This is a genomic window from Pedobacter heparinus (assembly GCF_032678725.1).
GTDB lineage: Bacteria > Bacteroidota > Bacteroidia > Sphingobacteriales > Sphingobacteriaceae > Pedobacter > Pedobacter heparinus_A.
Genome location: NZ_JAVTSC010000001.1, coordinates 491,753 through 504,414, shown reverse-complemented (window position 1 = coordinate 504,414; position 12,662 = coordinate 491,753). Strand labels below are relative to the sequence as shown.

General features: G+C 43.7%; 10 protein-coding genes. 3 read left to right on the top strand and 7 right to left on the bottom strand.

Annotated elements, in window-relative coordinates:
* Position 1: 1 nt before the first annotated feature.
* From gndA to pgl, 3 genes are read left to right on the top strand one after another with little or no spacing between them, the layout of a single operon-like run.
* A complete protein-coding gene (gene gndA / locus R2Q85_RS02030) occupies positions 2 to 1,417 on the top strand; it encodes an NADP-dependent phosphogluconate dehydrogenase (protein ID WP_316810069.1) in 1,416 nt (471 codons plus the stop codon).
* An 11-nt stretch (positions 1,418 to 1,428) separates the two neighbouring features.
* Positions 1,429 to 2,940: a glucose-6-phosphate dehydrogenase gene (zwf, locus tag R2Q85_RS02025; RefSeq protein ID WP_316810068.1), complete on the top strand. Its 1,512-nt coding sequence runs from the start codon at positions 1,429 to 1,431 to the stop codon at positions 2,938 to 2,940.
* Positions 2,940 to 3,665 (top strand): 6-phosphogluconolactonase, encoded by a 726-nt coding sequence (pgl, locus tag R2Q85_RS02020; RefSeq protein ID WP_316810067.1) that lies wholly within the window; start codon positions 2,940 to 2,942, stop codon positions 3,663 to 3,665. Before zwf ends, pgl begins: the two co-directional genes overlap by 1 nt.
* Here the strand turns inward: pgl and R2Q85_RS02015 are convergent.
* The 7 genes from R2Q85_RS02015 to R2Q85_RS01985 all read right to left on the bottom strand — a co-directional run bounded on the left by R2Q85_RS02015 (position 3,651) and on the right by R2Q85_RS01985 (position 12,659).
* Positions 3,651 to 4,112, bottom strand: a complete 462-nt coding sequence (locus R2Q85_RS02015; RefSeq protein ID WP_316810066.1) for a DinB family protein — start codon at positions 4,110 to 4,112, stop codon at positions 3,651 to 3,653. The genes pgl and R2Q85_RS02015 overlap by 15 nt on opposite strands.
* A 35-nt stretch (positions 4,113 to 4,147) precedes the next feature.
* Positions 4,148 to 4,573 carry a hypothetical protein gene (locus tag R2Q85_RS02010; protein ID WP_316810065.1) on the bottom strand — a complete coding sequence of 142 codons (426 nt, stop codon included), beginning with the start codon at positions 4,571 to 4,573 and terminating at the stop codon, positions 4,148 to 4,150.
* A gap of 188 nt (positions 4,574 to 4,761) precedes the next feature.
* Positions 4,762 to 4,986 (bottom strand): hypothetical protein, encoded by a 225-nt coding sequence (locus tag R2Q85_RS02005; RefSeq protein ID WP_316810064.1) that lies wholly within the window; start codon positions 4,984 to 4,986, stop codon positions 4,762 to 4,764.
* Positions 4,987 to 5,202: 216 nt separating this feature from the next.
* Positions 5,203 to 6,132, bottom strand: coding sequence for an SIR2 family protein (locus R2Q85_RS02000; RefSeq protein ID WP_316810063.1), 930 nt, complete (start codon positions 6,130 to 6,132; stop codon positions 5,203 to 5,205).
* A gap of 638 nt (positions 6,133 to 6,770) precedes the next feature.
* Entirely contained in the window at positions 6,771 to 9,071 is a 2,301-nt protein-coding gene (locus R2Q85_RS01995) for a glycosyl hydrolase family 95 catalytic domain-containing protein (protein WP_316810062.1), read from the bottom strand.
* A 12-nt stretch (positions 9,072 to 9,083) separates the two neighbouring features.
* Positions 9,084 to 10,697 (bottom strand): putative Ig domain-containing protein, encoded by a 1,614-nt coding sequence (locus R2Q85_RS01990; RefSeq protein WP_316810061.1) that lies wholly within the window; start codon positions 10,695 to 10,697, stop codon positions 9,084 to 9,086.
* A 69-nt stretch (positions 10,698 to 10,766) separates the two neighbouring features.
* Positions 10,767 to 12,659, bottom strand: a complete 1,893-nt coding sequence (locus R2Q85_RS01985) for a glycoside hydrolase family 97 protein (RefSeq protein ID WP_316810060.1) — start codon at positions 12,657 to 12,659, stop codon at positions 10,767 to 10,769.
* Positions 12,660 to 12,662 lie beyond the last annotated feature (3 nt).

The following is a 12,662-nucleotide window of genomic DNA, read 5'->3' as shown; positions in this document are numbered from 1 at the left end:
AATGAACAATAAATATACTTTAGGGATGATTGGCCTTGGCACCATGGGACGCAACTTATTGCTGAACATGGCCGACAAAGGATTTGCGGTAACCGGTTACGACAAAGATGCCAGGATGCTGCAAAAACTGGAAGAAGATGGCAAAGCCCATAATTTAAAAGGCTACGCAGTTTTAAAAGACTTTATACAAAGCCTGGAATTACCAAGAAGGATAATGCTGCTGGTACCCGCAGGCCAGATTGTAGACAATGTAATCCAGGAACTCGTTCCTTTATTAGACAAGGGCGATATGATTATCGACAGTGGAAACTCCCATTTCACGGATACCAGCCGCCGGGCAGCTGAGCTGGACGAACAGGGCATCCACTTTTTCGGAATGGGCATTTCTGGCGGCGAAGAAGGTGCCCGTTTTGGCCCCAGTATGATGCCTGGAGGTGACAAAACTGCATACAATACAGTTAAACCAATTTTAGAAGCCGTATCGGCCAAAGTAAACGGCGATCCTTGTGTAGCCTATATCGGACCTGGCGCATCCGGTCATTTTGTAAAAATGGTACACAATGGTATTGAATATGCCATGATGCAGATCCTTGCCGAAACTTATTACCTGTTAAAAAATGGAATGGGCTACGACAATGAACAGCTCTACGATACCTTCAAAAAATGGGATGAAGGCCGCCTAAAATCCTTTTTACTGGAAGTAACCCGCGATGTTTTTAAAGTTAAAGATGAAAAAACAGGCGAATATTTAATTGATGTAATTGAAGATGAAGCCAAATCAAAAGGAACCGGAAAATGGACTTCACAGGTAGCAATGGATTTGCAATTGCCTATCCCAACCATCAATGAAGCAGTGAGCAGCAGAGACCTTTCTAAATTCAAGCAATTGCGCGTGGCCCTGGATGCTGCGCTGCCACATCCGGCAGAAAAAATCGACAATCCTTTAGAATTTGAAGCCCAATTGGAGCAATCGCTTTATTTTGCCATGATTACCTGCTATGCCCAAGGCTTGCATTTACTGGAAGCAGCTTCTGCAGAATATAAATATGAACTGAACCTGAAAGAAATTTCTCAAATCTGGCGTGGAGGCTGTATCATCCGTGCAGCGTTGCTAGAGGACATTTATCAGGCGTATACCCAAAACCCAAAACTGCCGCATTTGTATGCAGATGCTGCAATTCAGGACAAATTGAAAGAGGTTGTACCGTCAAGCAGAAAAGTAATCATCAAAGCGATTCAAAATGGTTTTGCAATTCCTGCATTTGCATCGGCAATCACTTACTATGATTCCTTTAGAACAGCTAATTCACCCCTTAATTTAACCCAGGCACAAAGAGATTTCTTTGGCGCCCATACCTTTGAACGTACAGATAGTGAAGGCATTTTTCATGCCGACTGGAATTCGAATAATTTGTAAAAAACATTATAATGAAGACAAGCATCAACCTTAATCCAACCATTGTAGTTATTTTTGGTGGTACCGGTGATTTAAATCTGCGCAAACTTGCGCCCGCGCTCTACAATCTCTATGCTGATGGCTATATGCCTGAGAAGTACGCCATTATTGGCACGGCAAGAAGAAAACTTACAGATGAAAAGTTTAGAGAAACACTGATGGATGGTGTAAACAACTTTTCAAGATCTGGTAAAGTGAAGGTCGACAAGTGGAACAAGTTTGCTGAGCACCTTGTTTATAGTCCGGTTGATGTGGAAGCTCCGGAAACCTTTGGCGATCTGAAAGCCAATATTGAAAAATATCAAAAGGAATTTGGCCCCACTACACAAGTATTGTATTATCTGGCTGTGGCTCCTAACCTATTCCCGCTAATTGCCAAATGCCTGGCTAAATATAAACTGGCTGGTACAGAGGACAATTGCAGAATTGTAATTGAAAAACCTTTTGGCCGCGATCTGGAAACGGCACGTGAGTTAAACTGTATTTTAACTGGCATATTTACCGAGAAACAAATCTATCGCATTGACCATTATCTGGGTAAAGAGACGGTACAGAACATTATGGCTTTCCGCTTTGCCAACTCCTTCCTGGAGCCGCTTTGGAACCGTACTTATATTGATCACGTACAGATTTCTGTAACGGAGCAATTGGGTGTTGGCGACAGGGGTGGTTATTATGAAGGTGCAGGTGCATTGCGCGATATGATCCAAAATCACTTATTGCAATTGGTGTGCTTAATTGGCATGGAAACCCCGGTTAATTTTGATGCAGATGAAATCAGGAACAAGAAAGTAGATGTATTGAAAGCAATGCGGCCATTTGGCCCTGATGATATCCGTTTCAGCACCGTTCGTGGTCAATATACTAAAGGTTGGGTTGAGGGTAAAGAAGTTCCGGGCTACCGTCAGGAAAACGGCGTTGATCCACATTCTAACACCGAAACTTTTGCGGCCATTAAATTTTTTGTTGACAACTGGCGCTGGCAAGGCGTACCTTTCTATGTACGTACCGGAAAACGTTTATTCCAGACCTCTTCATTAATTACCATACAGTTTAAAGATGTGCCACATCATATATTCCCCTCTACTGTCACAGAGCATTGGCAGCAAAACAGACTGATCATCAGTATTCAGCCTGAGATGAGCATCCGTTTACAGGTTCAAGGCAAAAGACCGGGATTGGACATGGTGCTGAACCCTGTTGACATGGTATTTGATTACAACGGGACCTACGATACAGAAACCCCTGAAGCTTACGAAACCTTGTTACTAGACGTAATGACTGGTGATCAAACCCAGTTTATGCGTGCAGATCAGGTAGAGAGTGCATGGGAATTGCTGATGCCTGTGGTGAACGCATGGGAGAATAAAAAATCATTAAGTTTCCCGAATTACACGGCAGATTCATGGGGGCCGGAAGATGCGGAAGCCCTCATTGCCAGAGATGGTTTCCACTGGTTTACCCTTCCATTAAATAAAGAATAATGAATTTACTGATCTATAAAACACAGGCTGAATTACTGGAAGATCTTGCAGCTTATATCATAAAAATAGCCAACAAGGCGATTGATGAGCAGGATTGTTTCAATTTTGTACTTACCGGCGGCAACTCGCCAAAAGCATTATACGAAATGCTGGCCACTACCTATAAAGATCAAATCGACTGGAAAAAAGTTTATTTCTTTTTTGGTGATGAACGTAACGTAATGCCAACACATGAGAGTTATAATGGCCTGATGGCAAAAAAAGCCATATTGGATCCGCTGAACATTCCTGAAGATCATATCTTCTATGTAAATACATCCCTGGCGCCTGAAAAAGCGGCCATAGAGTATAACAAGGCTATAGTTAAACACTTTGACGGGGCCGATCTGATATTCGATCTGATTTTGCTGGGCATGGGAGATGACGCACATACGGCATCATTGTTTCCAGGTACAGACATTTTAAACAATAAAAATGTAGAGATTGATTCGGTATTTGTAGAAAAACTAGCTACTTACCGCATCAGTTTTACCGCTCCCTTAATCAATAAAGCAAAGAATGTGGCTTTCCTTGTTTTTGGCGAAAGTAAAGCCCAGGCGGTAAAAGAGGTGATTGAAAGCAAAAAAAGAAATACGAAGTTGTATCCTGCACAATTGGTAAACCCGATTGATGGTGGGGTAACCTGGTTTTTAGACGATGCCGCAGCAGGCTTACTGGATAGTTAAACTATCCAGTAACCTTCTGTGGTAATTGATCTGTCCAAGGTGATAAGCCAGGTGTCCGGCCAGATGGATCAGCATAAAAGCAATTGAACTGCCACCCTCTACTACCTTTACCAGGGGATAGTCTGCCTCAAGATCCTGATCCGTTAAGCCCTCAATGGCATCCCCTACTACCTTAATTGTAGCTTCAACCATACTAACCAGTTCGGCACGTGGCACATCTTTAAGTGAAAACTCCAGTGGCCTGTCCCTTACATATCCCGTTTTGCCCAGTTCAGCCCCGACAAAAGTATTCAGATTGCCCACCAGGTGCAAACAAAGGTTCCCGGCAGAGTTTGCAATATTCTGGTCAATACGCCAGATGTCCTGTTCATTTTGATATTGCTCAATTTCCGATTTCAACTTATTCAGGTCTCTGGTAAAGAGTGATTTTAACGATTCTTTTAACATAGCTCATCAATTTTGCTGCGCCATAAAGTTAAGCTTTAACAATCGTCACAGCAAACATCAGCTACCGGAACCAGGGGCGATGTACGGTAAATCCGGTAACCTCCCAGTCCTTCCGTCAGCGGATTGCTGATTTTCATTCGCCCTGAAGCTGCTGCAGCATGGATGCTTTCCTCTTTATAGCCATCCAGGTGGTAAACCTCTTCATGCGTCACTTCCCTGTCGTACCTCATCTTTTTCCGGTCGTTTTCAATATGCCAGGTATTATCAAGCGGGAACATTTCTACGCACAATACGCTCAAGCTGCTGTTTCCAGGTAGGCCTAACGCTTCCAGTTTAGTTTCGACATCTTTAAGTTTAAGCACTGCTGTCCCAGACAAGGTGCCCTCAAAAAAAAGTTTGGTTTTAGTTTTTACAGGAACATCGCCATATCTGTTCCATAGGGTATATCTTTCTTCCAGCAAATTAAAATCTGCCGTTTGTTCACGTATGGCGATCAGACCTGGTTATGCCATTAATATCGGACAGTTCGGTTTCGCAACATCAATACCGTTTCCGGCCCCCTTCCATATTGACTGTAAACCTTCGTTGCAAGCCAGGGCAATGCCCCCACTATTTTTGATCGCAAAAGGTTTGTTGACATCGAGTTCAGCTATGGCCAGGCACCAGCCCGCAGAACGAGCAAACTGCTGTTTTCAATATTTTCTTTAACCACCGAAGCGGTTTCAGTTTTCAAAAGCCTCAGGTTACTGGCATTAAGGTCTGCTTTCCGGAGCAACCCAACCAGGTTCTCAAGGCTTGTATTCTGGTTTTCCGGTTGATCTTTAAGGTCGTGGATTAGACGGAGGTAGTTTTCAAAGGGAGATGATTCAGGCATATTAACACAGGTATTAATTAATAAATCAAAACAGATGCAGCAACTGAAAAATATTTAAGCGCCGGAGCGTATTGGCGCAGGAGACGGATAGAATGTATATTAAATGTAGAAAGGTTTTTCTAAAAAACAAAAGTTTTTCAGAAAAACCAATCCACAAATGTTGATAATGAATTGTACCAGAATATCGTGCAATTAAAAACCCGCTACCTTTTGGCCTTAGGCCAGCGTATTTCTGAAATTTTCATAGAAAGCCTTATAATTACCTTTGGCTGCACCAACGAGCAGGATCTTAACACCGAGCGCTTGCAATATATCTATTCTTTCCTGCTGAGATTGCATTGTAAATTCAGGTATGATCCAACGAATAGTGTTGAGCAGTCCAGCTCCCTTACGTTTTAACCTTGCACGGAAATTTAAAATGAACCAGAGATGTGTTTCTGTAAAATCCAAACCAAAACCAAGGATGTCTATATCTCTGGTAAAGAAAAGGTGCACCCAGTTTTCCTGGGCGTTGTCCATGAGTTCAGCAAGTCCTGTCCCCGAATTGTCCTTCAAGAGATTATGGATTTTCTCCAGGTAATCCGCATAATGCTCAAATCCGATTAAAATCGATGCCTCAGAAAAATTGGTAAGCTTCCCTTTATACCCATTATCACATTCACCATGTATATGCCAGACCTTATGGTCATTAACCTTATTATACCTGTAAAGGCTGTATTTAGGGCGCTTTAAATGTTTACCCTTTTGCGGATCAAAAAAAGTCATTAAAGACCTTTCAATACAGTAATCATAATTGGTAGTTATATAATGCGCATAATGTCCCGTATTAATGACATCTGCCAACACCGGATTTGGTTGCAGCTTAAGGGCTTCAGCTCCCATGATCTGCTTTAGCTTTTTTACATTATCCTCCACAAGCTTACTGCGGTCAATATCAAACGAAATCTGCTCAAAAAAGAGCTGATAAGGCTTAGTCCCTCTTTCCACATTCACCTTTACCCTGCGACAAACTTCGCGCAATAGATCGTCCCAGGAAATCGGATTATCCAGTTGATTCATCCCATTTCCAAGGAACAGGTACTTTTCCCCGGGCTTATAGTATTTTTTAAGTGAAGTATATTTTAAGCCCATGAATTTGTTGTTCAAACTTTTTCATAATAATTCTATTTTAGTTTTAAACGGTGATACAATATAGAAAATTAAACAAATTACGAACAAGCACTAATTCATAAGTTACTTTAACTGCTTTTGTTATAACCACAACCGAAAGCAGATCAGGATCATATATACGGTCTGAGTATTGTCTAGTAGAAGTAGTTATCTGCTACCAGTCCGGTACTGGTCTGGTACTAAACGGATAGGTGCATACACCTATAAAACATATATTAAAGACGGCTGCCATCCCATTCCGGCATACCAGGCATTTTGGGTATTCTTCTGAGAAAACGAGGAAATCAGGTAAAACATAGTACGCTATATGCTATTTCGCTGTTCCCTTCCTACCCTTATACTATAACTAGTCATTATGGCCCGTTCAAATACGGCACATACTCGGCTAAAGCCGAACCAACCTCGACCATGAACCGACCTTGTACCGAGCGGAACCCGAAGCTGGAGGTCAATGGCAGGGATGCAACAGCAACGTGTCTTATGCGACTATAGCTTTACACAATTTGCTATAGGCAACCTGCTGGACAGAAAAATTACCTTCTCAGATAAGGCATAGCTTCTTTTTTGCTTTTCATTAGAAAAAACAAAAATTATGCAGCCTTGAAAGAGAATGGTTATTTTTCCCTATTCCGCAACTCTAGCTTCTCTCCGGCCTTTGTAGTAAAATTAAAGCTTTCACCTTCCAGTACTTCGGCCTTTTGGCCATTACGAAACAATTGAACAGCTTTGCCTGGCCATGGATTGTCCATGATGCAGTTTCGACCGGCTTCGCTTTGTATTTTCACAAAACTTACTTCTCCATTTTGCAACTGGCTGCTGATCAGAAATGCACCGTAAGCACGCAACTGGTCAAAACTGGCATCTTTATCCTTGTTCCAGTTGGGAAAAATGCGGATCACCTGTTCATAGCTTTGCAGCAGCATTTCATTAACAGTAAGTGGTACTGCCGCCAAGGTTTCTGTGCCGCCGCCTTCGGCAGTGATCCAGAGGTTTGGTAAGGATTGCGCAATAATCCGGTCCTTTAATTGTTTTAATATTTCATCCGGATCGTAACCCACCCTTACAGCAGCAGGAAAACAGGTTTCAATGCCGTTCCCCAGGGTATTTGCCCATTCACCAGGGCCTTTCATTCTTTCCTTCCAGCGACCCACATCATTTAAAAGGATCTGGTTAAAGGATGAATTGGTTTTAGGGCCACAAACGCCTCCGGGAAGGATGAGCCCGTGAATAGAAACCCGGGCAAGGCCATTGATCTGGCTGTGCCATGGTGAAGGGCTTTTTTCTACTCCTTTTAAACTCAGTTTTCCATTTACCTCGCCTACTGTAAAATCACTGAGGTGCTTTACAATGTGCAGCCATTTGGCTAATCTGCTGGTATCAACGTTTAAAAAAGTGCTGAGGTCGATGATCCCTTTAAACAGCATTTTGACCAGGCCAAGGGAAAGAGTAGAATTAAAATCCCCCAGCATATCGCGCCATTGTCCTTTGTTGCGCAGGTTGGGCATCACTTCACCATAATGATCGTTGTAGATCACATAACGGCCATTTTCAAATTTCAGGTAATCCTCCCAGAAATTGGCACATTCCAATACATAAGGATAAATTTTCCGGGCATAGGCAGCATCATAAGTACTGTAAAAACGCATCAGCATATTGCCCACACTAAACACCGCATTGATCTTTTGCCCCAGGAATTTAAAGCCCCCATCAATGGTATTTTCGCGGGTGGCATAGCGTTTTTCCATTTCATCGGGCGTAAGTGGCCATCGGGTGGTGACCAGACCCTTTGGGCCTATCCCTACGGGATAATAAATACCTTTCATGCTCAGTAAGGCTTGGGCATGCAGCTTGCCTTTTTCCATGTAATCGAGCAGGGGCTGATCAAAGTTATCGGTCTGTGCTATGTGATTTGAGGAATAAGCGGCCCAGTATGGTGCCTGGTAATTGTAATTTAGGTGATAATCGCCACCCCAGGCCGAAGAATCCCGCGTTACAAAAGGCCCCCAGATGCCAGGGGCAAATTTATCGCCCCGGGAGGTTACACCAAAAAGATATTGCGAAGCATAGTAATATTTCTCTATAAAAGGATCGCCTATGCGCACATTCGAGCGACCCCAGAAATCTTTCCACCAGGCTTCATGTTTTTCTTTCAGCAGGGCAAGGCTATTTTCAGTGCTTGACTGGGCTTCAGCGATGGCTCTTTTTTTCCAATCGGAACGGTCCTGATTGGTGTAGATGGTAACTGCCAATGTTACTTTTTGATTGGCTTTTAACGCTATACTGCCATCATTTTCCATTTTAGATCCCAATACTTTCAAAGCCATGGCTACACGACAGGGCCATTCCAGCAAGGGTGTATTTTCAAATGACCGGGTAACCCAGGTTACATCACCATCTTTCCCTTCGGTATTAACCGAAGTATTTCCCTTTGTAGCTAGCAGCCTTGCATTTATAACGCAGGCCTTATTTGCAGTAAATTCGGCAACAACTGTATTAGCTGTAGCCGAAACCCATGCATTTAAAGAAACCTTCAGTTCGTTTTTGGTAAACCGGCCTTTAATTAAAGCTTTATCCTGTACCTGTTCGGCATAGTAATTGGCGCCCTTAAGGGCGTCAATATTCACTTCTAACCATCCTGGCAATGCAATACCGCCACCTGGATAAACAGGGTAGGCACGCCAGAAATCATTTTTACCCAGGTAAAAACATAAATTATCCGGGCCACCGCCAAGGGTAAGACCAATATCTCCGTTTCCAGCCAATGGCCCATCTGGCGTTTTTGCGGTGGGTACTTTTTTCGGTGCTTCCGTAAATGCTGCTTTGTATTTCCCGGCATATATCTCCTGCCCTGTGCTTTTCTGAGCAAAGCACAGGGCAAAAACTAGCATCAGGCCCGACAAAGTTTTAATTATCATATTTTCAAATTGTTACTTTCCTGAAATTGCCTGCATACGGCTGTTACCCGGGTATATTTTTATCAAACGAACACCATGCTGTTCAACATCCGATGCAAAGCCTTCTTCAGACTGTTCAACATCCTTTTGTCGCCACAGATCGCGAACAGTTTGCTGGCCACGCAGGCCCAGCATTTTCCAGGTAACTGTAATTTTCTCTGTTTTCTTTCCGCGGTTAAACATTCCTACAGCCATTGAGCCATCCTCGAGCGGCTTGGCATACACCACTGTCTCCCCGCTTTCGGCTACAGCCATACCAAACTTACCCAAGGGATCCTGGTTCACATCTATCACCTCATTATTCGTCAGCAAGCTAATCGTGAACGCGTCCAGCTGTGCCATATCGCAACCGATGAGCAAGGGCGATGACAGTAAACACCACAAACTAATATGTGTATACTGTTCGTTGGCAGTTAGACGGGTATAGTGTAATTTAGGCCCCCAACCTACCATCCCTACTACCAGCATATCCGGATCTACCCAGTGGCCCGGCCCGGAAAAAGGGGCCCATTTTGTTTGGTTGAACCCTAACTGGCACATTCTATCCCAGGTGTCCCTGATGTCGCCCGTGGTTCTCCAGCTATTGGCCAGTTTTTCCCATTGGGTTGCATCGCCGTAGGGCGCACTGTTTGACAGGCTATATACCACATCCCGGTTCTGGGAACGCAAAGCATCCATCATTTCTTTAACATGATATACATCATTCGGGTTCCAGTCGTACTTTAAATAGTCCATTCCCCAATCCATCCATTGCTGCACATCATTTTTCACAAATGAATAGCGGCCATGGTGATAGTTTACGCCATGCTTTTCCTTTTTTTCAGGATCTACAAAACGATAAAACTCATTGTGTTTACCTTTTTTTACCCAATTGTAGGTCCCATCTGCATTGTCAGCATACGCGCCCACATGACCGGCATATGTTCCAACCCAGGGCCCGGAGTAAATTCCGATCTTAAGGCCCATCCGGTGTATTTCGTCCGAAAGCCCCTTCATGTCAGGAAATTTAATATTAGGCTGAACCGCATTGTATTTGCCCCCCCGCAGTGCCTGCCAGCCATCATCAATATTAATATACTGCCACCCATAATTTACCAATCCTTTTTCAACCATTGCTTTAGCCGAACTGAGCACTTTGTCCTGGCTCACCGCATCACCCCAGCAATTCCAACTATTCCAACCCATAGGCGGAGTTAAGGCTATTTTATCTCCTACAACAATGCGGAATATACGCTTTGATTCTCCCAACGCATTTTTTGCAGTTAAGGTCACTTTATACTCGCCCCGCTCCATAACCCGACCTGTTATACGACCGGAAGCCCGATCAACGTTCAATCCTTTTGGCAATTTTTCTGCCCCGAACTGCATTGGACGGAGGCCTGTAGCAGGAATGGTATACAGAAATGCCGAACCCGCACGCACACCAAATATGCTGGCCCCGTTTATTTTCGGGGTTTCAGGCGGAGGCGGCGTAAGGATATATTTTTTCAATGTATCAGGCACGGTATTTTGTGCCCTTACTAATTCCTTATCAAGGAGTAAGATTCCAAATGAAAGTAAGAATACAGCTAGATTTTGTTTCGTCATGGTTTTTATAATAATGGATCAAATGGAATCAGCTCCTTTCGAATGCACATTTAGCATTGCGATGAACAACTAAAAGATATTACTTAGTGAATTTAGCGATATAGCCCCCCCAGGAGCAAGGTTAAGCAATATTCTGTCTTTTTTACTGTTTACGCCTTTGCTTACTTTTAAACTTGCAGGATTCCCTTTTACATCACTGACTTCGCTGGTTTGGAATACGCTTTCGCCCAGAAATGAAAGGGAAACATCCAGTGTCAATGCTTTTGTACCATTGATGACAGCCAAAAACCAGGTCTTACCTTTTCTGCGTGCATATACCGTAGCTTCGCCTATAGCGGAACCCGGCAATACGATGGTTTCATCCCATATCGAAGGGATGCTTTTGATAAGGTCAACTGCGGGATTGTCCAGCAGGTGTTGCGGACTGGCAGCATAGGTAAGTAAAGGTGCACTAAAAATGGCTGCTGTGGCAATCTGATGTGTCCAGCTGGTATTTTTACGACGTTCGCCAAAATGTACCGGCGTATATTCTGCAGCCCCGGCAATGAACCGGGTAAAAGGCAGCGTTACGTTATGTGTGGCCCTGTCGGCCAGCTTACTGGCTTCCATTCCTTTAACAGCCTCCCTTGTCAGTTCATTTGGCCAGGTACGCTCCTGTCCGGTTGGTTTATTGGCACCATGAAAATCCACCATCAACTTCAATTCTGCGGTTTCCTTTAAGATGTCCTGGTATAAATCGACCACTTCCTTTGCTTCATGATCAAAGAAATCGAGTTTTAAGCCCCCGATTCCCAGGTCATGGCAGCGTTTAAAAAAGGCATGTCTTGCGCGCGCGTCCCATAGGTTTTTGGAATGCTCCCAGAGCCAGATCTCCACTCCTTTTTGTTTGGAATAACTGACCAGGTCCTTGAGCTCATCGTCGCTCCATTTGCGCCAGAAACCTTCCAGGATATTGTGTTTAAAACCCAGCTCGGCTGCCATTCTGGAAAATTCCTTCATATTGGCTACCGTACTTTCTCCACCCTCGTCCAGATATTTCCATACCGCAGGGCCCGGTTTTATCCATTCCGTTTTAATGCCCTGGGGAAATATGTTTTTATCTGGCGGCGGACAAAGGTTGTGTACCATATCGTTGTTTACCAATGCATTTAAACCGGATGCAATCATGACTACCCGCCATGGGGTACTTATGGTTCCGGTTATGGCTGCTGGTCTGGACAACTTCAGGGTATCTTCCGGGCTGTAGCGCAGTTTATAAGGATAAGAAGTTGGCTGGTTTTGCGGTAATCTCAGTACCATTCCTCTTTTTCCATCTGTTTGCAGTGCCATACCGCCATAATTTTTAAGGTCGGCCTCGGTAATGGCAAGGTAGAGTTTGCTTTCGGGCAACTGCAGGGTTATCGAAGGTGCCGCCCATTCGCCGGCTTTTACAGTATCCAGTCCTTTCTTTTCATACAGGCCTTCATAATGCATGTAAAGGTCGTGGTACCAGGCGGTCGTACCTTTTGGCAAAGTAAATACTGTCGCTTCATCTACAATTCTCTGATCCGCTTCTTTTCCAGGTACGATGAACCGGAATGCGACACCGTCATTAAAAACACGGACATCCAAAATGTAATTTAAACTGCCTTTTGTGAGCTTAATTTTTGCCCCATTATATTGGTTTCGGGCTATTGAATGTATGCCATACCAAGGGTATGTTTCATCCTCCTGGTAAAATTCGCCCTTACCGAGAGTAACACCTTCGGTAATCACTACACCATCAACCGACATGCTGAAAGCTGAAGGTGCGATTACCTTTTCTTTATTTCTGCTGATAAAATAGTTCAGTTTATTGTTTTGTACGATAAGTGCAAATGATATTTTCTTGTCGGGGCTTTGGATACCCGTACCCTCAGTTTGAGAAAAGGCTTTCGCCGCTATCAATAGCAGCAGCGAAAGCAACAGGTTAATTTTAGTCATACT